The following is a 25,050-nucleotide window of genomic DNA, read 5'->3' on the forward strand; positions in this document are numbered from 1 at the left end:
CATTTACAACCTGCAGGAGAGAGCCAATTGCGTAGTTTACTTGGAGATTATGTCCTACAGCGCCTACAGCAGGAAACTGAGGGAAAATTACATCAACGACTTTTTCATTGTTTACGTAGTGCAATTATAGAAGGGGTGATTCAACCCAAAGTACGCTTACCCGCCTCTCGGGATTTGGCGCAAGAAATACATGTTTCTCGCAATACAGTATTAACAACTTATGAACAACTACAAGCTGAAGGCTACTTAGAAGCCCGTACTGGTCATGGAACTTGGGTTTCTGAACAACTCCCCGAGACTTTTTTAAATACACAAATTGATTTAGAAACGACATCTGCACATAAAACGCACAGCTCCTATGCCCTGTCTAAACGTGGCTCTAATTTAATTGAATATGCTGCTGCTTCACCGCATCAATGGGGTGCATTTGTTCCAGGTGCACCAGATGTGACTGAGTTCCCTCATCACATTTTCAGTCGTATTCAAACCAAATTAAGCCGTGAACCTGATATCGATTGTCTGATTTATAGTAATGCAGGTGGTTGTATCGAACTACGTCAGGCCCTTGCTGACTATTTACGTATTGCACGTTCAGTTCAATGTGATGCCGACCAAATTATTATTACAGAAGGTATTCATCAAGCTATCGATTTGGTGTCTCGTGCGCTAAGCGATATTGGAGATCCAGTTTGGATTGAAGATCCTGCCTATTGGGGAATGCGTAATACTTTAAGAATGAATGGTTTGGATATTCAACCAATGCCTGTCGATGCAAATGGTATTATCCCCGATGCGCATTCTAGTCATCCGCCAAAACTTATTTTTGTAACCCCTTCTCATCAGTATCCATTAGGATCACATTTAAGCTTAGAACGCAGAAAACAATTACTGCAAATCGCTCAAAACAATAATAGTTGGATCGTAGAAGATGACTACGACAGTGAGTTCCGTTTTTCAGGATTACCCTATCCATCGTTACAAGGCTTGGAAAAAAATACCCCAGTTCTGTATATGGGAACATTTAGCAAAACCATTTACCCATCTTTACGAATAGGTTATTTGGTTGTTCCTAAACCACTATTTCCACTGTTACGAATCGTTGCGGCAGAGTTATACCGAGGTGGACATTTACTTGAACAAAAAGCCTTGGCAGAATTTATTAGTGAAGGACATTATGAAGCACATATTAGGCGTATGCGTCTACTGTATGGTAAACGACGTGACTTTTTAATTGGTCTTATTACGCGCTATTTGGGAAATGCATTTATTCACGAATATGATCAAGCAGCAGGCTTACACCTCATCTTAAAACTGCCTGAATTTTGTAATGACGTTACAATTGCTACAATGGCTTTAGAACGCGGAATAAAAGTTAGAGCGCTTTCCCAATACTACATGCAACCAACGTTGCAAAAAGGCTTACTCTTAGGTTTTGCATGTGTAAATGAAAAAGATATGCTGATGGCTTTTGGTGTTTTACTACAATGTTTAAGAGAAGCGGGGATATCTACTTTATCTTGATTTTTAGTATATAAATAATGCATATCATGGAAACAAAATACGACTCAGACACTCAATATTTGAGCCATTCTTGACTGAAACCTAGCCGAAATTATATTTATCATTCACAAATCAAATTGAGGATTATTTCTTTAGAAAGCTCGATATTTCTTGAAAATCATGTTTAATGGCTTGTCGCGCATTTTGCTCCATCTGCCTAAATTGATTAAGTATTTTTTCTCCAAGATCTGTGACTTTTGCGCCACCGCCATGTGTCCCACCTTTTTGGGTTTCGACCAATGCTGACTGAAAACTATTATTCATCGTTTCAACCAACTGCCACGCTCTTCGATAACTCATATTCATGTTTTTTGCTGCTTGGGAAATTGAACCTGAACGTCGAATTTCTTCCAAAAGCTCAGCTTTCCCTGGCCCAAATGCGATGTCGTCATTGAACAGAACTCTTAACTGTAATTTTAATTTGGCATCATGCATACATTTACTCTAACAACGACATTCCTTCACACAGATCACTGAAAATACCAATTAAATTGTTGGTTTCTAAAAAGTGGGTTTCATCTATTAAAAACTAAGTATATAAAACAAAACCATCGCCACGACAAAAACTCGCCAATGTTAAACCTGATTTCTTTGCCATGTTAATCGCCATACTGGTTGGTGCTGAAATACAAGCCAATAAAGCAATATTCAGTTGTGCACATTTCCGAATCAACTCATAACTTGCACGACTGGTCATGACCACAAAACCCTGACTGACATCATACTGATTTTCTGAAATATAACCTAATAACTTATCCAAAGCATTGTGTCTGCCTACATCTTCGAATAATGCAATAATTTCACCAGCTTCCACCCACGCAGCAGCATGCGCCCCACCTGTAAGCTGAGTGATTTTCTGTCTCATATTCAGTTGAGAAATTACTTTAGGAATTTGGACTAACCATATCTCAGAAACTTGCGTGGTAATTTGAGGCAAATCAAAATGAAGCTGTTGCAGACTTTCAATGCCACATAAGCCACAGCCTGTACGTCCGACCATCATACGACGATGTTGTTTAAGTGCTGTGAACGCTCGAGCAGAAATCGTCATTTCGACTTGGATACCAAATTCTGTTTCTTGTATTTCGAGTGAATAAAGTTCTTTCAAACTACTCAAAATACCTTCGGATAAGCTAAACCCTTTCGCAAAAACTGCAATATCTGCTGGGGTTGCCATCATTACTGCATGTGAAATTCCATTATAAACCAGTGCGATAGGATATTCTTGTACAACAAAATCAGACTGTTCAACAGTTGTATTCTGATTTAAACGCTGGATATCAACGCTTTCATATCCTTGAGAATTCAACATCTACTCCCTAATATCCATATTCACGTTCTCTATATTCCCTATAAAGACTTGAAAAGCACGCATTACGCGGAATGGCGCGCTGTAATCAAGCGCCATTCCATAACACAATGCAATTTTTACAACGTGTACGTTTTATCCTGCTCTATTCACAATTTCATTGGCATCTTCAGGATCTACAGCTTGTGCCAAATTGAAATGTTCAGGCGCTTGCCCTGCATGTAAAATCACAGGCACACTCTTCGATGCAGGAATTTTTGCATATTTATCATGACTACTCAGCGCCACCAAAGGATTAGTTTCAGGATAATACGCAGCTAAACTCCCTCTAGGAATGTTATACGGCACAATACGGAAACTGTGAACGATACGTTTTACACCATCAGAATAAATACTTTCAATATCCACCCATTGATCTGCAACAAAACCTGCAGCAGCGATATCATCAGCATTCATAAACAAGACACGACGCTGACCAAATACCCCCCGATAACGGTCATCTAGCCCGTACAAAGTCGTGTTGTACTGGTCATGTGAACGTGTGGTCATCAGGGTATAAACTTTCGCACCCGTATATTGTTCAGCATATTTATTTTCTTTATCCGCATAGACTTCCGCCAATGGGGTAATTAAAAATTGTGCCTTACCGACGGGTGTATTCCACACATGCTGATTGGCCGGATGCTCTAAGTGGAAACCACCCGGTTGATATACGCGTGCATTAAAATCATGGAATTCATCAAAAACTTGTTCAATCGAATCACGAATACGGTCGTAACTTTCTACATACCATTTCCACTGAATATCACTGTCTGGCAAAACAGCGGCTGCCATTCGTGCCACAATATCAGGTTCAGAGAGCAAATCTGAGGAAATCGGTTCATTACGACCTGCTGAAAGATGCACATTACTCATTGAATCTTCAACCGTAATTGCCTGTGGCCCATGCAGTTGCATATCAATTTCGGTACGTCCCAAACACGGTAAAACCAATGCTTCTTTACCGCAAACCAAATGGCTGCGATTCAGTTTAGTCGCAATATGTACGGTTAAATTACAACGACGTAATCCTTCTTCCGTATAAGGTGTATCAGGTGTGGCCACTGCAAAATTACCACCTAAACCGATAAAGACTTTCACATCACCTTCATACATCGCCTTAATGGTATCCACTACACCAAAACCGTGGTGACGCGGTGATTTAATTCCAAAAACACGGTCGAGATTATCAAGCAGTTTCGGACTAGGTAATTCATTGATCCCCATAGTTCGATCGCCCTGCACATTACTATGTCCACGGATCGGTGCTAAACCTGCTCCTGGTCGACCAATATGCCCTCTTGCTAACATTAAGTTTGCCAGCATGTGCACATTGGCTGTTCCATGTCGATGTTGAGTAATCCCCATGCCCCAGCAGAAAATTGCAGTTTTGGCATCAAGATACATCTTGGCTAAAGATTCTAAATGTTCAGGTGTAAGCCCCGTATGTGCATGAATATCGGACCATACGGTGCGGTCAACCTCTTCCATCATGGCGTCAAAACCAACGGTATTCATTTCAATAAATGAACGGTCAAAGACACTTTTTTTGCCCGCAGCGAGCGCTTGTATATCCCATTCTCTCAAGTGTTTAAGTACACCAAACAGCAATGCATAATCACCACCAACTTTAGGTTGGAAATAATAACGACTAATTGGCGTGCTGCCATTGGTCATCATTTCAATAGCCGCTTGAGGATCTTGGAAACGTTCTAATCCACGCTCTTTCAGTGGGTTAATCGCTACGATATTGCCACCACGACGTGAAACTTCCCTCAAAGTACCCAGCATTCGAGGGTGATTGGTTCCCGGATTATGGCCAAAACTAAAAATCGCATCGGCTTTATCAAAATCTTCTAAGGTTACTGTTCCTTTCCCTAATCCGATCGAATCCAATAAGCCGACACTGGTGGTTTCGTGGCACATATTTGAACAATCAGGGAAATTATTCGTTCCAAAAGCACGCACAAAAAGTTGATATAAAAATGCCGCTTCATTACTGGCACGCCCAGAGGTATAAAATGCTGCTTGATCAGGGTGATCTAAAGCGTGTAGATGCTTTGCAATCAAAGCAAAAGCTTCATCCCAAGAAATTGGAATATATTTATCAGATACAGGGTCATAGCGCATCGGATCCGTCAAACGACCTGAGTCTTCTAGAAAAAAATCACTTTGTTCTGACAACCAACTGACCGTATGCGTTGCAAAAAATTCTGGGGTTACCCGTTTTGAGGTTGCCTCGAATGCAACTGCTTTCGCACCGTTTTCACAAAAGTTAAAGGCATGTGCGTCTTTTTTTTCAGGCCATGCACAGCCGGGACAATCAAACCCAGTCGGTTGATTAATATTAAGGAGCGTTATCGCCCCTTTTTTAAATACTTCCTGTCGTTTTAAGTTTCTTGCAACACTTAATAAAGCGCCCCAACCACCAGCAGGATGAGTATAAGGTTCTATTCGTGCATAACCTGTTTCTTCATCGTTATGCTTATCCTCAACGTTTTCCATATTCCGGTCCTCTGCGTCAGTTTTTCCATAAAAAGATGCGTATTACTTAGGGTCTGTTGACATTTCATAAATGGCTTGCGTTGTAGGCTAAAATTGAGCAGACGAGGAATGAAACGAAGAGAATAGCGAGACTATTTTCAAGTTTCATAACGAAGGCTGAGATAATTTTAGCCACAACCTGAGCAAGAACAAAGCACTGCTTTGTTCGTAGCGCAAGGCGCAGCGGGGACTAGAGTGTTTTTTGACGCTACGTTGTTGTCTTGCGAAACAGTGTTTCTCATCATTTAGAATGACTAAATTTTGTATTTCACGCCTAGTATCACCTAAAAAACACTCATAGTCGCAAACATAGACGAATTGTCAACAGCCCCTAATCCAATATAACGTATTTAATTGCTTAAAATAGGCTGTCTTAACCATTTAGAAACATATAGATTATTCACACAATTTGAACCATCTTTTAAATAATCTATTGCCTTTTTTGTTGCAACCGTTTCAGAATACAAGTTCTATTTGTATTCAATATCCTCTCTTTTTTAGGAGATTTCAATTGTAAATTTATAATGAGAATTGTGTCTCAAAATAACCATTTAGGCTGGCTTTACCATTTACATACCAACTTAAAAAACAAGAATGCAAGGTACACAAAAACTGAATTGTTGAAGTTGATATTTAAAATAAAACGACTCATACTGCTTTATAAATGATCTTATCCTGTGATTAAACAAGGTTAATTGCGACTATGGACGGCTCGACTAAAACATTAGCAACACCCGTAAAAATGCCGCTAGTCACCAATGCATCAACGCAGTTGGTCGATCAATTTGGTCGCCATAAACATAAACTCAGAATATCCCTGACAGATCGTTGTAATTTCCGTTGCAGTTATTGCATGCCAGATAAACCAGAATGGCTCGCAAAAAAAGATATTTTAAGCTTTGAAGAATTATTAAAATTTTGCGAAGTTATGGTGCATTTAGGCATCCAGCATATCCGTTTGACAGGCGGTGAACCGCTGATGCGCCAGGGCGTTGTCAACTTTATTTATGATTTGAATCGATTAAAAGCGCATGGTTTACAACGTATTTCCATGACTACCAATGCTTTCTATTTAAAAAAGTATGCACACGCTTTGCAACAAGCAGGTTTAGATGATCTGAATATTAGTTTAGACAGCATTGATCCAAATACCTTTCAAATCATGACCAAACGTCCACTCGAACCTGTACTACAAGGAATTGCAGCAGCACAACAACTCAATATTCCAATCAAGTTGAATTGTGTTTTAGTGGCAGGAAAAAATGATCATGAAATTGTTGAACTCACCCAATGGGCGTATCAACAAAATATAGAATTACGTTTTATTGAATATATGCCGCTGGATCAACCTGAACACTGGCAACCCGAAAAAGTCATTACTGAAGATGAAATTATTCAAAAACTTACAGCGCATTTTCAGATAGAAAAACAACAAAGACAGAATGATCCTGCAACAATTTATCGCCTCAATAATGATTACAAATTAGGCATCATTTCCACCATCAGTAAACCTTTTTGTCAAAGTTGTGATCGTTTGCGCTTAACCGCGACTGGCGAATTATTCACTTGCTTATTTGCCAACTCTGGTACGCCTTTGCGTGATTTACTTCAGCAAAACGATTCATCTTTAACAGCCACCATTTTGAATGCTGTATGGCATAAAAAAGCGGGATTTATTGCACACCAGCAAGCTCCAACACGTAAGATCAGCATGCATGCCATAGGAGGATAATTCACGGGTTAATTTTGTGTGAATCAGTCCATGGACTGTATCATCTTTTATTTTTATGTTATCTAAACAATAAATTCTTTCCTCTGATCAAGCAGATGACTGAAGATCAGCACCTTAATTTTCGGAATATTTTATGAAAAATGTCGGCATGAAGCCTGAGAGCTATCGAATTGCTACTGCAACTTCTGAACTGCTTGCACCAGCACATTGTTTACAACTTCTTGCAGATGGCAATACCGAAAAAGGTGATGCACTGAAAACAGCACGAATTGCTGGAATTTTAGCTGCAAAACGTACAGATGAACTGATCCCTTTGTGTCATCCTTTACCAATTTATCGTGCCGATGTTGATTTTGAATTACTCGCTGATCGAGTCATTATTCAAGCGACTGTTGAAACCATTGCACCAACGGGCGTGGAAATGGAAGCGCTCACCGCAGCCAGTCTTGCAGCATTAACCATTTATGACATGCTCAAACCACATTGCGAACCGCATGAACTGATTATTCAACAATGTAAATTAGACCTGAAAAAAGGCGGAAAATCGCATTATAAACGCCATTTACGTCAAGCTGTTTCAGCAGCAGTACTGGTACTGTCTGATACAGTTGCAGCAGGCCGAAAACCTGATACTGCGGGACGCTCAGTGGTAGATACCTTAAACGAAGCAGGTTTTGATCCGATTCATTATCAAATTTTACCTGATGAAGCAGATCAGTTAAAAGAATTGGTCTTAAAACTAACACAATCCTATGCTTGCGTGATTACTGTGGGTGGAACGGGTATTGGTCAACGAGATATTACTGTCGATACTTTAAAGCCTTTACTTGAACGCGAATTAAATGGCTTGATGGAAGCAGCGCGTGCATTTGGACAAAAACGCACACCTTATGCAGCGATGTCTCGTGGCATTGCAGGCTTTATCGATCGTTCACTGGTGATTACCCTACCGGGAAGTCGTGGTGGTGCAAGTGAATCTATGGCAGCAATTTTGCCTGCCTTGGTGCATATTTTTGATGTGAGCCGAAATCTGCCGCATCCCGGAGGTTATGAATGAGTTGCTCTGGTATCGGTTTAATTACACTTGATCAAGCTTTAGCTCACTACAGTTCAGTCAAAACACTGACCGTTATTTCTGTGCCATTAATTCAAGCGCATCAGCATGTTCTAACATCAGATGTGCAATCAACGGTTTCACTGCCATTGTTTACACAAAGTGCTGTCGATGGTTACGCGCTTAGAAGTGAAGATATACTAGCAGGTATCACTGAATTTGAACTGGTTGGTGAGATTCGTGCAGGTATAGCTGAGCAAGTAGAGATTCAAACAGGTCAAACGGTTCGTATTTTTACAGGTGGAAAACTTCCAGATTCGGCGGATACTGTTGCACGACAAGAGATCATCATACGTACAGACAATCAGGCTATTTTAAATCAAGCTTTAGAAAAAGGGACAGACATTCGTTATCAAGGCGAAGAACTCTCTGTCGGGACAATACTTGCACATAAAGGCCAGCGTTTAGGTAGTGGTTTAATCGCAGCGTTGAGTATGGCAGGCGTGCAGGAAGTACAGGTCTATAAACAACCTAAAATTGCTGTGTTGATTACAGGTGATGAAGTCAGTACTCAACTTGATAATGAGTCTAAAGTTTTCGATGCAAATGCACCGATGATTTTAACGTGGCTAAATGAACAAGGCATAACTGATGTACATTTAGAACATGTGATTGATGATGAAGATATGCTCACTCAAGCATTATCCAATGCAATGAATCACTATGATCTCGTCATTACCACAGGTGGAGTTTCTGTTGGAGATTATGATCTGATTCGACCTGTTTCTATGGCTTTGGGTGCCAAAGAAATCTTCTGGCAAGTTGCTCAAAAACCGGGTAAACCGCTTTATTTTGCAGAATATCAACCAAGCAGTATTAAAACTGGTATTGATAGCCACTGTACTTATTTACTTGGTTTACCGGGTAATCCCGCGGCTGTACTCACCTGTCTGGCTGTACATGTATCAACCTTAATGGCGACATTACAAGGCATAGATTCACCTGCACCAGTTTGGAAAAAAGCTCGATTCACAGAAACAGTCAAACAAGACAGTCGTGAACAATTATTACGCATGGTGGTTAATGTAGATGATTACGGTCAATTGACCGTTTCGAAACTAGGAAAGCAACAGTCACACATGCTGAGTAATTTGAATCAAGCCAATGCCATTGTTCGTATTCCAGCTAAATCTGATACAGCTGTGTCATTGGACTATATCGATTTTATTACGATTTGAAGGCGAATTGATTGCGACTAGTGAAGTATTCTGCATTACATTATGGGTGGTCACATTCATTATTTTGCGCTATTTAAAAGCAAATGCAGAAGTTTCAAAATAAATCATTCAACATCCATTCAAATATCATATATAGCTTTTAGGTAGAGATCAGGTAAATAGAATGCAAGACTACCCTGCAACAGCACTGGTCATTTTAGCAGGTGGGCAGGCTACACGAATGAATGGTGAAAATAAGCTTTTACAAAGCTTTGACCATGAAATTCAATTGTTAAAAATATATAAAGCTTTTCTAGGCCAAGTTGATGAAATATGGATCAATAGTCATAGAGACTATGATCGTTATTTAGAATTGATCTCTGATATTGGCTATTTTAAAGATGAGACCAATGGTTTTTTAGGGCCATTAATCGGCATGAAAAGTGCATGGTCACATGTTCAGTCTGATTATGTTTTATTTATCCCATGCGATATTACCGAGATTCCACAAGATATATTGTTGTATCTACATCAAGCTTTAGAACAAAATCCATTATCTTCCGTGGCTTATGTTTCTATCAACGAGCAAGCACTCTACCCTTTCTGCTTACTAAAACGCAGCAGTGTTGAGACACTGTCTAAGCATCTTGATCTCCAACAACTAAGTTTAAGACGATGTTTTGCAGAACTTGCACCACAAATAGTCAATATTCAGAATCAAAATCTGAATTACCATAGCCTGAACTCATTTGAAGAGTTGCAACAGTATCAGAAATAATCAATTGAAGATTTAATAATTTAATAGATAGATTATCAAAGGATATAAAGACTCAGTTGAGTGAGCAGGCTGTATTAAAAAATGGACGACCAAGTGAGTTTACAAGACAAGTGAGCAAGGTCACGTTCACACATTTACTTTTCGATTTTTGATGATTAAATTGGATAATGCTAAAGTGTGAATATCTATTTAATATCTATAAATGACTTATCATTTTTAAGCAGTTCCAATATAGAGGCAGATATGCAGGAAATTAATATCAAGGTTGAATCTTATGGTGCGATTGAAAAACACCTACCTGCTGACCTCAGCCTAAGTTGTGCATCAAATAGTTTGGTTGCTGATGTATTAGAGCAAATTAAAGGGCAATATCCTTCAGTTTCCGAGATGATAGAACGCTGTGCCTGTGCAATCGGTGAAGATATTATTTCCCGCCAAAGTGTCTTAGAGAAAGACAGCACCTTAGTTTTACTCTCACCTGTTGCAGGAGGTTGATATGCTACAGTTTGCTCGCATCCAAGATACTCCACTGAATTTAGATCGTTTTGACACCATTCAGGCTTTTCCAGAATGTGGTGGAACAGGTATTTTTATTGGTACGGTACGAAATCACCATGAAGGACGTGCAGTTCAAGCGCTCAAATATACAGCCTATGCACCTGTTGCAGAAAAAATGATCCGAGCGATTGAACAAGAAATACAAGAAAAATACGGTATTGGTTACGTCCGTGTTATTCATCGTATAGGAACATTAGATATTGGTGATAAAGCCATTATTGCGATTGCCTACGCTCCTCACCGTAGAGAAGCATTTCAAGCCTGCGAAGAAGCAGTTGAACGAGTGAAACATGAAGTTCCTGTATGGAAAGAAGAATTTTATACAGATGGAAGCAGTCAATACGTTGCGGGTTGTTGTATTCGCCAAGACCATGATCACACCCATGGCGATGAAAAACACCATCATCATTCAGACGAACCCCATTTTCATAGACATACGCATACATAAATGTATCTGTGTTGAAATACAGGGTGGATCTGAGTGGTATTGAGACGACGCTTTTACATAAGACGCAGATTAAAAGTATGATCTAGCTGTAATCGATATGCGTTGGGAGAGATTCCAGTCCAATGTCGATAGGCTTTTCTAAAATTTGATGTATCCGAAAAACCAAGCCGTGCTGCGATTTCATCAATAGTTAAAGTCGTTCCTTGCAAATATTCATCTGCAAGTCGCCGTCTTGTGCTGTCTATGATATCTTGATAACTGATCTTGTGATCTGCCAAACGGCGATACAATGTTCTTTTCGAAAGATGTAAACGTTCAGCCATTTGTTGAGCTGTCGGAAAACTATCCACTTGATCCATGAGAACAAGCCGTATGGTTCTGATTAATTCAGGCGTTTCATCATCCTCTATTCCGAGCATTCGCTCACAAAAAGATTTACACATATTAGCAGTCATTGGATTGGCATTTGGACAAGCAACATCAAGCCATTTCAAGTCAAAGTGCCATTGCAACACGCCTGTATCAAACTCAATTGGACAATGGAAAACCTTTTGATATTCATCTGCATACTCAGGGGCTGGATAAGGAAGTAACAGCTTTTTTGCCTGAAATGGTCCTTCCAATACACTCTCAATCAAAGTCTGCATTGAACTGAACCAAAATTCACAAATCAAGGGTAATAACTTGCCTAAAGCAATGACTTCTTTTCCTTCAAAAATTGCAGCATCTTGCTCAATTCGAAAAGACTTCTGTAGCACTGGGCCAGCCAATTTAATATGGCGAATACCTAATTCCACAGCTTGTTGAAAGTTTTTAGAAGAATAAAGTGCATAACCATAAATACCGAAATCTGAAAGTCTTTGTTTCTGTCCAGCTTTCATTCCGATCAATGGATCTTTCGATAATCGTAAGATATTCTGAAATAATTGTAATTTTTGGTATTGTGTAATCTGAGATGTCGCATTGTTCAGAACAGTATAGGTGATTCCTGTTCCTTGAAGTAGTTCCTGTAAAGAGTGTCCTTGTCGCAGCATTTCATCAATTAGACTGGTTAAGCCTTGTATGACAGTGCCTTGACCTAATGCTGAAGTATCATAACGTGCTTCAATGAAACTATGTTGTTGAGTCATTTTATTTACACCACCCATCGCACAAGACACTTAATGGCACTAAATTACCTCTCATTGTCTCAATTTAACATCGACTCTTCGTCCTATCAAGCATAAAATTTAACCTAGAATCAGTATAAATGGAGTAACAGCAGAAATGACGATCTTACAGGAAGTAGGCCATCCAGCACATGCTCATATGCAATCAGTCTTTGACAGACAAAGTGCTGCATTTAAAGCTGCGCCCTATCCCGATTCAGATTCACGCCGAACACACATCATCAAATTAAAAAAACAAATTATTCGTTATCAAGATGCAATTGCAACAGCAATCAATACAGATTTCAGTTCAAGATCTGTAGATGAGTCAAAACTACTGGATTTACTCGGTTCTGTTCTGGAAGCTGAACATGCGATAAGTCATTTACGCCGTTGGATGCGCCCAAGTAAGCGCAGCACAGAGTTACTCTTTCTATCCAATCGCTTATGCGTCCAATATCAACCCAAAGGTGTGGTTGGCGTGATTGTACCGTGGAATTTTCCTGTTTATTTAGCACTTGGTCCTCTCGTTGCAGCGCTTGCAGCAGGAAACAGAGTCATGATCAAACTTTCTGAGCTAACACCTGCAACCAATGCAGTGATGCGAAGAATGCTTGCCGAAATTTTCACAGAAGATCAAGTTGCTGTTTTTGGAGAGGAAATTACCAATCCAGCGGCATTTACCTCTTTGCCTTTTAATCACATTGTTTTTACAGGCTCTCCTGCAATCGGTCGTGTGGTGATGCGTGCTGCTTCAGAAAGCCTAACCCCTGTAACACTTGAACTTGGTGGTAAATCTCCTGCCCTTGTTAGTCGTCACTATCCACTGGCAGATGCTGCAAAGCGTATTTTGCATGGTAAAGCAACAAATAGCGGTCAAATCTGTGTTGCACCAGACTATGCATTAGTGCCTAAAGAAAACGTTGAACAATTTGCAGCAGAATGTAAATCTAATTTCACAGCCATGTATGGCAATAATATTCACAATAATGATAATTACACTTCAATAATCAATGAACGTCATTTAAAACGTATTCAAGAAATTTTAGCGGATGCACAACAAAAAGGTGCTCAAATCATTGCTTGTGGTGAATACAATCCTGAGCAAGATGCACGACGTATGCCTGTTCATATTGTGCTGAATTGCACAGCTGACATGCGTATTATGCAAGAAGAACTGTTTGGCCCTGTACTTCCTGTTGTAGCATACGACACCCTGCAAGATGCGATTCAGTATATTAATGCAGGTGAACGACCATTGGCTTTATATTGCTTCACGCATGATTCACAAGAACGTGATCATATTTTAAAACAAACACATTCAGGTGGCGTTACCGTCAATGACTGGGGCTGGCATGTGGTCAATCACGATGCACCTTTTGGCGGAATCGGAAACTCTGGAATGGGAACCTATCATGGCGAAGAAGGTTTTAGAGAGCTTTCACATGCAAAAACAGTGTTTATGCGCCACCGTTTCTTTCCAACCCAATTGTTCTATCCGCCTTATGGCACTTGGTTACAAAAACTTGCGATACGCTTTTTCTTAAAGAAAGCAGATCCTAATGTTAAATAAAGTCGAATGGATACAAATATTAAAAAGCACCTCTACCCATGTTAGGTAATGCCAGTCAATTGTGCATTTTTAAATCCTCCCCTTGCGGAGCATGCTCCGCAAGGGGATCTAAAATTATTTTAGATTCTCAATAGTTCCCCTCTTTTCCTTGCGCCATATATGGCTCAGGGTTAGGGGAGATTCTTAAATGAGTAATCACTAAATTACTCTTAACTGATCAGCACTAACCCATATTAAGTGCTTTTTAAATTTATTCCATATTTTGACTTTAGTTCAATCATCCGTACTAAATCAATTCAGCATTTTGCTCAAAACAACCTAAAGCAACCAAATATGTTCTGTTAATTGCCTAATTTCACTCATATCATGGCTGACATACAACATCGGAATATCTGTTTCTTGTAAAACTTTTTGAAAGAAAGGAATGATTTCTTGTTTATGTGCCGCATCAAGAGCTGATAAAGGCTCATCTAATAATAATAATTTTGGCGAATATAATAATGCTCGTCCTAATGCAATCCTTTGCTTTTCTCCACCAGAAAGTTTCATCGGCATACGACTCAGCAAATGATTTAATTTCAGTAATTCAATAATATAGTCTGGATCAAAACGCTGCTTTTCACTTGCAACCCGTTTATATCCAAACAATAAATTACGCATAACCGTCATATGTGGAAATAACTGAGCATCTTGAAAGACTAAACCCACGCTACGTTGTTGCGGACTTAAATTGATTCCTTGTTTTGAGTCAAACCAAGTTTGACCTTTGATTTTAATCCACCCATTTTCAGGAGTATTTAACCCTGCAATTGCATGTAAAATACTGGTTTTCCCTGAACCAGAAGCACCAAAAAGACCGATTACATGATGTTCAGATGTATATGTTTGATCGAGTTTAAATTTTCCTAAATTTAACTGAATATGACAATCAATCATCCAATTAACGCCCTCTCTTTTTTTTCTGATAGCGATGGAACCATTGTGCAAACCATAAGGCAAAGAATGCAACCGTTAATGAAAGGATGATTAGACGCCATACTGCATGTTCAGTATCAGGTTGTTGCATCAAACTATACATCGCCAATGGCAATGTTCTGGTTTCACCCGCAATATTTCCTACAAAAGTGATTGTTGCGCCAAACTCTCCAAGACTTCTGCAAAAACATAAAATTGCACCCACCAATATGCCACTACTCGCTAAAGGCAAAGTGACATAAAAGAACGTTCCAAAAGAAGACGCACCTAATGTTTTTGCAGCCATTTCTAAACGTTGATCAACCAACTCAATTGCGAGGCGAATAGACTGCACCAATAACGGAAAGCCCATCACCGCAGAAGCCAAGACCGCTCCTTTCCAATTAAACGCTAAATTGAGTCCAAACTGTTCTAAATATTGTCCCAATACGCCACGACTACCGAAAACTTGCAATAACAAATAACCTGGTACAACCGGAGGAAGCACCAAAGGTAAAAATACTAAAGTTTCAAATAACGATTTTCCAAAAAATTCTTTTCGAGCCAAAACCCAACCCACTGCGAGTGCAGGGATCAGGCTAAACGCCAAGCAAGCGGCTGCAACTTGGCAAGATAGTTTAAGAACTTCAAGCTCTTCAGCGGATAAGGAAAACACGATTATTGAGCAGGTAATAAGACAGTAAAACCATATTTCTTAAACACTGCATTGGCTTGTTTACCCTGTAGGAATTGATAAAACGCCGTAGCAGTTGAATTATTTTTGACTAATCCAAGTGGATAAACAATCGGGGTATGCGTACTGATTGGAAATACCCCAACCACTGTGACATCTTTACTGATCGCAGCATCAGTTGCATATACAATACCCAACTGACATTCACCACGTGCAACGAAGTTTAAGGCAGCTCTCACATCTTCAGTTTCAACCAAACGTGGTGCTAATTTTTGCCACCAGCCAAGTGAGGTTAAAGCTTGCTTGCCATATTTGCCTACAGGCACACTTTTGGTATCACCCGTACAAATTTTGCCTTGAAATGCGGTCGATGGATCGAAGTTTTTGTCCATTTTTATTTTGATAGGTTTAGATTTGGGTGAAATCAAAACCAAACGATTTCCCAGTAAATTAACGCGTTTATTTGATTCAATTAATTTTTTATTTTGTAAGTAATTCATCCACTGTTCATCGGCAGAAATAAACACATCAGCAGGTGCTCCAGCTTCAATTTGTTTAGCTAAGGTTGATGACCCTGCATAGGAGGTTTTTACTTCTACTTTTCTCTGCTTTTCAAATAGATGATCTAAATCAGTCATTGCATTGGTTAGACTTGCTGCAGCGTACACAGTAACAGATTGTTCCGCATGCGCATTCGCTCCGAAAAGCACACCACAACACATCACAACAGTTTGAATATTCTTCTTGTTAAAAATGAGAGACATCTTGTTCCCCTATCAAAGTTATATCGTTTTCGATATGTTTTTAAAAATATATTGATAAATAGATTAAATGAACAGCGCTAAAAAAACCACCATTAATTAGAAACTTTCAACACAGTAATTTTTTTCAACCACTTTACATAACGTGGCCCAGTTGCAGTATCTTGTGTAGAAATTAATGCGATTTCCCCTGATTTTGCATTTAAAAACTGATCATTTTCTTGGTATACCACCATTACACCTTGTCCTATAGCCGTATTAAACAGCTCACTCCAAGAGAAAATAACCTTATAGCCATCCGTCGCTTCTGCAATGACGACTGTTTTTTTGAAATCATGATGATCAGATGTTATCAGTTCAGCTTTATTGAGTAAGTCTCTTAATAAAACACCTTTAAATTTTAAAGTTGGACGACGAACTTCACCTTTCATCGTCACAATCGCAACATTCTGACTATGCTGTTTGGGAAATAAAGTCAGTTCTTTAACACTTAGTGTTAACTTATTTTTTACAAGACCATCTATAGTGAGTTGTTGACTTAGGACTTGATTGGTATGTTTTTCAACTTCTGAGTGTGCATAAACAGTATGATTTAAACTGAGAAATACAACACATGATAAAAATAGATTACGCATATTTTATTTCCTTTAAAATGAAAAATTTAGATTTGTAAACCACATTCGCCCTGCACTCGGATAGCCATCTGCTAAAGCATAATTTTTATCTGTAATGTTATTTATCCCTGCACTGAAATTCCATTGTCCAGTTCTATGTTTAAGCGCATACGACAGTTGAATATTGGCGATTTGATAACCTGAAAGTTTCAATGTATTTGATGCCCAACGACTGCTATTTCGTTCAATTTCTGTTTGTATTTTCAAACGTTCTATTGGCATTAACACAAGGTAACTGCTGAGTTTATGTTGTGGAATATCAGTAATTTTCTTTGCTGAATCTGTTTTATTCTTCAACTTTAAATAGGTGTAATTGCCTCCATAACTCAACCAGCTTGTGGGCTGATATTCAAGACCTAGCTCAGTACCTGCAATATGGATCTGACCAATGTTTTGCATTTGAGACTTATTGCCTTGGACATTTGCGACAGATTGAATTTTGTCCTGAATATCACTATAAAAAAGAGCGGTTTGTAGATTGAGTTGGTCGTAAAGCTTTCCTTTATAGCCCAACTCATAGTTCAAGGCTTTTTCTGCATGTAAACTCGGGTTTTCTATAAAAGTGCCCAAACGTTGAGAATAACGATCTTTTAAAGTCGGTAATCGTGTTTTTTTCGCAATCGTTGCATATAGCTGAGCATGATCAAATTCATTATAAAATACGCCCATTTGTGCATCTAACGCAGTTTGTTTATCGGGCAAAGCATACGGATTTCCAACACTAAATACCTTTTGAGGTTCTAAACGATGTTGGCTGATTCCGAGTGAAAGAAAAGTCTGATTCAGCAATTGAATATTGTCTTCCAAACCAATAGACCAAATTTTATCTTCAAAATGAGTATTTTTGTTTTTGTCCGCATCTAACTCTTGATGCTCATCCGTTTTGTAGTGGCTAATAACGCTGAGTTGGTGTCCTTTCAAACGATCAGATTCTAAAATGATTGAAGCACCATTCACACGATCATTATAAATGCTACGACCTGTACCCACGCTACCTTGACCAGAGGTTTTCAATTGTTCATAACGGTCATTGGTATAGGAATTCAATTCATTTTCATAGCGATCATGATAAGCCCGAATTTTTAAAGACTCTTTTGAAGTTAAAGCAGTTGTTGAATTAAAATACAGACTTTCTTTATCCCAATACGGCCACTTCCAATAGCGAATCGCCGTTGTTCCCGTTGTCGGTGGATTACCTTTTTCACCATCTTGCTTGATATAACTTAAAGCATATTCATCTGTTGGGTTTGGCGTAAAACCAAGTTTAAGTGAATATTTGCTGTCTTTACTTTGAGAATTATTGCGTAATCCACCATCTTCAGTCGCAGTCGCTTGAAAATCTGAGGATAATTTAAAACCATCCCGTTCTAGATAAGATGCAGCTGTTTGAATATACCAATTCTCTTGCTTGCTTCCTAAATTTATAGCAGCTCTGCGTTGTTGCCCTTCTCCAACGCCCAAACGAATATCCCCCTCAAATGCTCGTTGAGGTTTACGACTGACTAAGTTAATCGCACCACCTAAAGTATTTGCACCATATTGAATTGAACTGAAACCTTTAGCGACCTGAATTTCGGCTAAATCTGCTGTGGTAAAACGATTGAAATCAACATAACCATCATAAGGAACATAAACGGGTATTCCATCAATAAATAAGGGAACTTGACGTGCATCAAAACCACGCACATAGATCATTTGTTCATTTCTAGAATTATTTGAACTGGTAACCCCTGACAATAGATTTAACGCATCGCCAATGTTGTTGTGGTTAAACTGCTGCATCTTTTGATCATCTATTTTCGAAGCAACTTGATCAAACTGATTCTGTTCAGCCGTGATACGAATTGCACCAAGTTGAAAGATATCTTGCTGTTGATTGAGTGCAATATCATTCGCAAATGCCCATTTGGGTGCAGCAACCCCCATCAAAAAAATAGCACTATATTTATGTAAAGCATTTAATCTGAATATAGAATTCCTCACGTCTCATCCCCCTGAATGAATTTTAAAATTAATATTTATCTTTATATTCCAGTAAACATATCGAATCGCAAATAAAAACACCTATGCCTTTTCACTGATTTAAATGTTCGGTCATAGACGCTTTGTTTGGTTCCTACAACGAGAAATAGCCCTTGTTGTTATTTTATTCTAGTCCAAGAAGCACATATGTCAATAAAATTAAACTCACCTATAAGAATAACTTAAGATGAGTAGCCTATTTTTTGCTGAAGCTACCCTGTTATTGATAACAATACACGTCTCTTTATAGAAATTATAGAAAAGCCCAATATCACATTATTTATAAAAATAAATTTTATTTCATGAATCGATACTGATCCCTTTATATGCTGAAAAATTTTCTATTGACTTAAGTCTGATTAAATTATATACATTAATAATGATACAATATGTATCATTATACAAGATATGATATTTAAAATGATCAGTTCTATATAGGAGTGAGTTGTTCTTAACCTTGTTTATCAATCTGGCATATCAAGGATCCAACATGACTATTCCTCTGTTTGCATTAAGTGGTGTATTACCCATGACACAATATTTGCCCCATTTTTAAAATATGAATTATTTTCAAATATTTATAAGGATATAAAGATGTCACATAGCATAAACCTACCTCGAATTATGGAAATTGGGAAAAATTCCCGAAGTAAACTTCCAGACATTCTCAAGTCTTTGGGGGCTAAAAATCCGTTAATCATTACCGATAAAATGATGGTTTCATTAGGATATATCGAAAAAATTCAACAGCTTTTAAAAGAGGCAGAGATATATGCCGATTATTTTGATGAAACCATTCCAGAACCGACCTCTGGTTCTATCGCTGCGGGTGTGCAACATGTAAAAGACCATCAATATGATGCAATTATTGCTGTAGGCGGTGGCAGTCCAATTGATAGTGCTAAAGCGATTAGCATTTTAGGTAAATTCGGTGGCGAAATACGTGACTATAAATTCCCTAGACAAGTCAATGAAGTAGGTCTTCCGATTATTGCGATTCCTACAACTGCGGGGACAGGGTCAGAATGTACCCGATTTACCATTATTACTGATGATCAAAGCAGTGAAAAAATGCTCTGCGCAGGATTGGGCTTCTTACCTGTAGCGGCAATCATTGATTATGAATTAACCATGTCATTACCCGCACGTACAACAGCGGATACAGGTATTGATGCCTTAACCCATGCCATTGAAGCCTATGTCAGTAAAAAGGCAAATGCCTATAGCGATGCTCAAGCAATTGCAGCCATGAAACTGATTGGGCCAAATTTACAAACGGTTTATCACCAACCTGATAATGAAATCGCACGAGAAAAAATGATGCTCGGCTCTACATTAGCAGGGATAGCATTTTCCAATGCCATGCTGTTACCTATGATTACCTCATATTCCATACAAGCAGCGCCTGAGCGTTATGCAGATTGTGCAAAAGCGATTGGTATCGCAAATGAGGATGATGATCATCAAGTAGCAAACCAAAAACTGGTTCAGGCACTTATCAATATTAATAAAGATCTACAAGTGCCAACCCTAGCCGAATTTGGCGTGAGCAAACAGACCTTTGATGATCTTGTTCAAACCATGGCAGAACAAGCCTTGGCATCTGGATCACCTCTCAATAACCCACGTGTACCGAGTATTGCTGAAATGGTTTCACTGTATCAGCAACTTTGGTAAACGCTACATCATTAATTTTTTATAACAATTTAAAGAGGAAGTCACACATGGATATCATTGGACATTTAATTAATGGTCAACTCAACTACGATCATACAAGAACTCAACCTGTATATAATCCTTCAACAGGTGAGCACAGCAAAGAAGTTGCTATTGCCAGTAAAACCACAGTTGAACAAGCCATTGCTGCCGCAGAAGCTGCATTTCCAGAATGGCGTGATACCCCCGTGATTAAACGTGCCCGTGTCATGTTTAAATTTAAAGAATTACTCGAACAAAATGCAGATCAAATTTGTGCCTTAATTGGCCAAGAACATGGAAAAATTGTGCATGATGCTGCTGGTGAGTTGCAACGTGGAATTGAAAATGTGGAATACGCATGCAGTGCTCCTGAGTTTTTAAAAGGCGAATTTAGTAAAAATGTAGGGCCATCGATTGATTCTTGGAGTGAGTTTCAACCTTTAGGTGTCGTCGCAGGTATTACACCTTTTAACTTCCCTGCCATGGTGCCGTTGTGGATGTTTCCGATGGCAATCGTTTGTGGCAATACTTTTGTACTTAAACCGTCTGAAAAAGATCCATCATCTACTTTATTTATCGCTCAATTACTCAAACAAGCAGGCTTACCTGATGGGGTGATGAATGTTGTTAATGGTGATAAAGAAGCAGTAGATACTTTACTGTATGACAAGAGAGTTCAAGCAGTGAGCTTCGTTGGTTCTACAGCAATTGCTGAATACATCTATCAAACAGCGACCTCTACAGGTAAACGCTGCCAAGCCCTAGGCGGTGCAAAAAACCATGCGATTGTAATGCCCGATGCCGATATTGATAATGTTGTTAGTTCTTTATTAGGTGCAGCTTTTGGTTCATCTGGTGAACGCTGCATGGCGCTTTCAGTGGCGATTGCTGTCGGTGATGATATTGCAGATTTAATGATTTCTAAATTATCTGACGCTATCCGTAAACTTCAATACGGACCCTTTTCTGACAAAACCAATGATTTCGGCCCAGTGATTACAGCACAACATAAAGCAAAAGTTGTAGGCTACATCGACAGTGCAGCACAACAAGGCGCTACAATTGTAGTTGATGGTCGAAATGCAGCACCTCAAGGTTATGAAAATGGCTTCTATGTCGGCGCAACGCTAATCGATCAAGTGACATCAGATATGATCAGCTATAAAGAAGAAATCTTTGGCCCTGTCTTACAAGTCATGCGAGTAAAAACCATGCAAGAAGCTATGGATCTGATTGATAACCATGAATACGGTAATGGGACTTGTATCTATACGCGTGATGGTGAAGCTGCCCGTTACTTTAGTGATCACATCAAAGTTGGAATGGTTGGAATAAACGTACCGCTACCTGTACCTGTGGCATATCATAGCTTCGGTGGTTGGAAACGCTCATTATTTGGTGATTTATATGCCTACGGCCCTGATGGCGCTCGTTTTTACACGCGTCGTAAAACCATTACTCAACGCTGGCCTACAGCCAATGTTCGTGAAGGCGCACAATTTGCAATGCCAACATTGAACTAAACTATTTCATTGGAAAGAGCAAATTGCCAAGCTATTTGCTCTTTTTTATTCAGTTTTATTCGATCTTTTTATTCAAAATCAATAAGCTGATTGAGATCATTTGCAGCCTGACGTAACAAGGGTTCAAAAGCCAGTAAATCATCCAAAGATTTGCGTATCGTAGGTGCATGAGTATATAAACAAGCAACGATGGTATCTTTCCTTTGAATCGGCACAGAACATGCCACCATCCCTGAAATAAATTCTTCGTTATCTGTTCCGATCTGATGAAGGAAAATATCATTTAAGTTTTGTTCGAGTAAAATGGAATCGGTAATTGTATTTTTCGTTAGCTGCGTAATCGGTAAATTTTCTAAAATTTTCTTACGTTTACTTTCTGGCTGAAAGCTTAAAAATAATTTCCCACTTGAGGTACACCATAAGGGAACGGTTGAACCCACAGGTAAATAAACCTGTAATGGCCAATTTGCTTGTACCCGATCTGTATACAGCATTTGATTATTACTTAATATTGCAATTCCACAAGTTTCATTGATTTGATCTGACAGTTTTTGAAGTATAGCCAGTCGTTCCATCTTTCGTGGTTCTTGTTCCCAAGAACTCATCAATAATTTATAAGTTCGGTCACCGATAATATACCCCCCATATATATCATTTTTGATAAACCCTTCTTGTTCTAAGGTTTGTAATAAACGGTGAATACTCGGTTTTGGAATATCTAATTCAATGGCAAGGTCTAAGGGTGTAGGCGGATGTTTAGCTGTAGAAATCGCTTCGATAATGTCTAAAACTCTAGTAATTGATGACCCTTTTTTACTCATTTTGACTGCCAATAAAAATTGCTTAATTTATACTTTATTGTAACCGACAAAAGCTTGGTTAGATAATATTGACTCTATCTACCCTAAACAATTTTCTCACTCAAACGTCTAGCTCATTTAAGGCTTGATATATGTACATGCATCACTAAGTTTAAATAAAAATTATACTTTCATTTCTTAAGAATGCTCGCTTCACTTTAATGGGTTTCAATGATTATTTGAATTGTTTATTTAATTCAAAAAATTTTAAATAAAAGAATACTATACGTATTACTTTTCAGATTTTGCCCATTTATTATAAAAATGATGTGTTACTTTTCCATTTTCATTTTTGAATCATTCTTACTTTACTCCCAAAAAAATAATTCGTTACTTTTCTCCTATCATATTGAAAATTATCAATAACATATTGTTTTATATAAAATCAGATGAATAACCGCGAATTTAAATGATTTAGCAACATTTTTTCATTATTATAATTTTCGAACAAATAAAAATCATAAAATTTTCATTAATGAATAATTTAAAAAATTATTGATTATGTTTTGTTCGCAAATAATTAAACGTTATGGAGAGATGTATTATGGGGCTGAAGAGCTTAAAATTAAGCGCAGGAGTAGCGCTACTCGTGGGAGGTTTTGCAACGCAAAACGCACTGGCTGACTCTTATGTATTTGTTACGAACACCACACCACAAACAGTAACAATACAAGCCACTCAAACAGGGACACATATTTTACAACAAGGAAATGAGTGGGCTCAGGAAGCAACACAAATCGCGCCTTACGAGACTAAGCGTGTCCTTCGTATAAACCGCTATACAGGTTTAAAGACTGGGAAAACTTATAACTTTGATACAGTGATCAGCAGTGGTAGTTCTAAAATCACTTTGAAACAAACCATGACTGGAACATGGACTGGCAGTAATATTAAACACGGTATTCAAACAGCTTCGGCAACGTCACCGTGGTATTCAGACCGCAATGTCTATCGTCTCAATACCACTTATGGTGGTTTATCTGCTCAAGCTGCTGTTAAAGCTGAATATACAGGTGGCTACGATGATTTCCATTACACAATTCATCAAAACACCGTGCAAGAACCTGTTTCTAACAACGCTGATGAATTAAAAGTCCTGACGTATAATATTTATGCGCTACCAATGGTTGCGAGTAAAATTAGTGAACGTTTGGCTGAGTTACCAAATCACTTAAATGGCTACGATGTGATTATGATGCAAGAAGCTTTTGCATCTTCTCGTACAGGAATGTTGAACCAATTAGCACAACAATACCCATATCAAACCCATATTCCAGTAGGTTCTGGTTATAACTTATTTGACAGTGGTTTGGTCATTGTGAGTCGTTATCCAATTGTAAAAACTGCACAACTGATTTACCCAGATTGTACAGGTACAGATTGTTTTGCGGATAAAGGCGTATTGTATGCAGAGATCATTAAAAATGGTAAAGCGTATCATGTGACTTCAACCCATACAGCATCATTTGATACAGATGAAGCACGTGCGCTTCGTCAAGTTCAATTCCAACAAATTCGCCAATTGGTTAACCAACAAAACATCCCGAGTTTTGATGCTGTATTGATGGGTGGCGATTTTAACGTTAACAAGTTTTTATGGCCGCAAGACTATCAAAATATGTTGACTAACCTGAATGCAACAGCACCAATCAGCACAGGTTACACCGCGTCTACATTTGACCCGCGTGTCAATAAACTTGCTGGTGCAGCAGGTTCTGGTGGTACAACAGTTGAATATCTTGATTATGTCGTAGCTTCAAATACGCACCGCCAACCGACACAATCTCGCAATGATGTTCGTATCTTACGTACTACAGCTGACCCATTGTATATGACGTGGGATCTTTCGGATCATTTCCCTGTAATGGGACAGTTTAATTACAGTCCATAAAACGGAAAGCTGT

The 25,050-nt window shown here is 38.7% G+C and carries 21 protein-coding genes; 11 read left to right on the forward strand and 10 right to left on the reverse strand.

The window, feature by feature from the left end:
• Positions 1-27 precede the first annotated feature (27 nt).
• On the forward strand, positions 28-1,521 hold the full coding sequence (gene pdxR, locus ACY45D_RS13550; RefSeq protein ID WP_463107208.1) for a MocR-like pyridoxine biosynthesis transcription factor PdxR: 1,494 nt from the start codon (positions 28-30) through the stop codon (positions 1,519-1,521).
• Positions 1,522-1,644: 123 nt separating this feature from the next.
• Here the strand turns inward: pdxR and ACY45D_RS13555 are convergent, their stop codons facing one another.
• From ACY45D_RS13555 to ACY45D_RS13565, 3 genes are all read right to left on the reverse strand, one after another.
• Positions 1,645-1,995 (reverse strand): winged helix-turn-helix domain-containing protein, encoded by a 351-nt coding sequence (locus ACY45D_RS13555; protein WP_463107209.1) that lies wholly within the window; start codon positions 1,993-1,995, stop codon positions 1,645-1,647.
• A 94-nt stretch (positions 1,996-2,089) separates the two neighbouring features.
• Complete coding sequence (gene fdhD / locus ACY45D_RS13560; protein ID WP_463107210.1) at positions 2,090-2,872, reverse strand: formate dehydrogenase accessory sulfurtransferase FdhD; 783 nt, start codon at positions 2,870-2,872, stop codon at positions 2,090-2,092.
• 132 nt (positions 2,873-3,004) lie between these two features.
• Positions 3,005-5,413, reverse strand: coding sequence for an FdhF/YdeP family oxidoreductase (locus ACY45D_RS13565; RefSeq protein WP_463107211.1), 2,409 nt, complete (start codon positions 5,411-5,413; stop codon positions 3,005-3,007).
• 781 nt (positions 5,414-6,194) lie between these two features.
• On the opposite strand from ACY45D_RS13565, the gene moaA reads away from it, so the two are divergent.
• The 6 genes from moaA to ACY45D_RS13595 all read left to right on the forward strand — a co-directional run bounded on the left by moaA (position 6,195) and on the right by ACY45D_RS13595 (position 11,239).
• On the forward strand, positions 6,195-7,184 hold the full coding sequence (gene moaA / locus ACY45D_RS13570; RefSeq protein WP_463109489.1) for a GTP 3',8-cyclase MoaA: 990 nt from the start codon (positions 6,195-6,197) through the stop codon (positions 7,182-7,184).
• 133 nt (positions 7,185-7,317) lie between these two features.
• Positions 7,318-8,241, forward strand: coding sequence for a bifunctional molybdenum cofactor biosynthesis protein MoaC/MoaB (moaCB, locus tag ACY45D_RS13575; protein WP_463107212.1), 924 nt, complete (start codon positions 7,318-7,320; stop codon positions 8,239-8,241).
• Positions 8,238-9,476, forward strand: a complete 1,239-nt coding sequence (locus ACY45D_RS13580) for a molybdopterin molybdotransferase MoeA (protein ID WP_463107213.1) — start codon at positions 8,238-8,240, stop codon at positions 9,474-9,476. Before moaCB ends, ACY45D_RS13580 begins: the two co-directional genes overlap by 4 nt.
• A gap of 163 nt (positions 9,477-9,639) precedes the next feature.
• Positions 9,640-10,233, forward strand: coding sequence for an NTP transferase domain-containing protein (locus ACY45D_RS13585; RefSeq protein ID WP_463107214.1), 594 nt, complete (start codon positions 9,640-9,642; stop codon positions 10,231-10,233).
• Positions 10,234-10,476: 243 nt separating this feature from the next.
• Entirely contained in the window at positions 10,477-10,728 is a 252-nt protein-coding gene (locus ACY45D_RS13590) for a MoaD/ThiS family protein (protein ID WP_089603885.1), read from the forward strand.
• A 1-nt stretch (position 10,729) separates the two neighbouring features.
• Positions 10,730-11,239: a molybdenum cofactor biosynthesis protein MoaE gene (locus ACY45D_RS13595; protein ID WP_463107215.1), complete on the forward strand. Its 510-nt coding sequence runs from the start codon at positions 10,730-10,732 to the stop codon at positions 11,237-11,239.
• A 53-nt stretch (positions 11,240-11,292) separates the two neighbouring features.
• Here the strand turns inward: ACY45D_RS13595 and ACY45D_RS13600 are convergent, their stop codons facing one another.
• Positions 11,293-12,369: an AraC family transcriptional regulator gene (locus ACY45D_RS13600; protein ID WP_463107216.1), complete on the reverse strand. Its 1,077-nt coding sequence runs from the start codon at positions 12,367-12,369 to the stop codon at positions 11,293-11,295.
• A gap of 136 nt (positions 12,370-12,505) precedes the next feature.
• Between ACY45D_RS13600 and ACY45D_RS13605 the strand changes: the two genes are divergently transcribed.
• Positions 12,506-13,960: a coniferyl aldehyde dehydrogenase gene (locus tag ACY45D_RS13605; RefSeq protein WP_463107217.1), complete on the forward strand. Its 1,455-nt coding sequence runs from the start codon at positions 12,506-12,508 to the stop codon at positions 13,958-13,960.
• A gap of 318 nt (positions 13,961-14,278) precedes the next feature.
• Here ACY45D_RS13605 and ACY45D_RS13610 read toward each other — a convergent pair whose 3' ends face one another.
• From ACY45D_RS13610 to ACY45D_RS13630, 5 genes are all read right to left on the reverse strand, one after another.
• Positions 14,279-14,896 carry an ATP-binding cassette domain-containing protein gene (locus ACY45D_RS13610; protein WP_463107218.1) on the reverse strand — a complete coding sequence of 206 codons (618 nt, stop codon included), beginning with the start codon at positions 14,894-14,896 and terminating at the stop codon, positions 14,279-14,281.
• A gap of 4 nt (positions 14,897-14,900) precedes the next feature.
• Positions 14,901-15,593: a molybdate ABC transporter permease subunit gene (gene modB, locus ACY45D_RS13615; protein WP_463109490.1), complete on the reverse strand. Its 693-nt coding sequence runs from the start codon at positions 15,591-15,593 to the stop codon at positions 14,901-14,903.
• On the reverse strand, positions 15,593-16,330 hold the full coding sequence (modA, locus tag ACY45D_RS13620; protein ID WP_463109491.1) for a molybdate ABC transporter substrate-binding protein: 738 nt from the start codon (positions 16,328-16,330) through the stop codon (positions 15,593-15,595). The genes modB and modA overlap by 1 nt, the downstream gene beginning before the upstream one ends.
• A gap of 134 nt (positions 16,331-16,464) precedes the next feature.
• Positions 16,465-17,004: a molybdopterin-dependent oxidoreductase gene (locus ACY45D_RS13625; RefSeq protein ID WP_463107219.1), complete on the reverse strand. Its 540-nt coding sequence runs from the start codon at positions 17,002-17,004 to the stop codon at positions 16,465-16,467.
• 12 nt (positions 17,005-17,016) lie between these two features.
• Complete coding sequence (locus ACY45D_RS13630; protein ID WP_463107220.1) at positions 17,017-19,026, reverse strand: TonB-dependent receptor plug domain-containing protein; 2,010 nt, start codon at positions 19,024-19,026, stop codon at positions 17,017-17,019.
• Positions 19,027-19,659: 633 nt separating this feature from the next.
• On the opposite strand from ACY45D_RS13630, the gene ACY45D_RS13635 reads away from it, so the two are divergent.
• Positions 19,660-20,742, forward strand: coding sequence for an iron-containing alcohol dehydrogenase (locus ACY45D_RS13635; protein WP_463107221.1), 1,083 nt, complete (start codon positions 19,660-19,662; stop codon positions 20,740-20,742).
• A 47-nt stretch (positions 20,743-20,789) separates the two neighbouring features.
• Positions 20,790-22,286: a CoA-acylating methylmalonate-semialdehyde dehydrogenase gene (locus ACY45D_RS13640; RefSeq protein WP_463107222.1), complete on the forward strand. Its 1,497-nt coding sequence runs from the start codon at positions 20,790-20,792 to the stop codon at positions 22,284-22,286.
• 68 nt (positions 22,287-22,354) lie between these two features.
• On the opposite strand, the gene ACY45D_RS13645 is transcribed toward ACY45D_RS13640, so the two are convergent.
• Complete coding sequence (locus tag ACY45D_RS13645) at positions 22,355-23,107, reverse strand: IclR family transcriptional regulator (protein ID WP_463107223.1); 753 nt, start codon at positions 23,105-23,107, stop codon at positions 22,355-22,357.
• Between the two features lie 583 nt (positions 23,108-23,690).
• Between ACY45D_RS13645 and ACY45D_RS13650 the strand changes: the two genes are divergently transcribed.
• Positions 23,691-25,037, forward strand: coding sequence for a sphingomyelin phosphodiesterase (locus ACY45D_RS13650; protein WP_463107224.1), 1,347 nt, complete (start codon positions 23,691-23,693; stop codon positions 25,035-25,037).
• Positions 25,038-25,050 lie beyond the last annotated feature (13 nt).

Source organism: Acinetobacter sp. BZX-2, assembly GCF_055179795.1.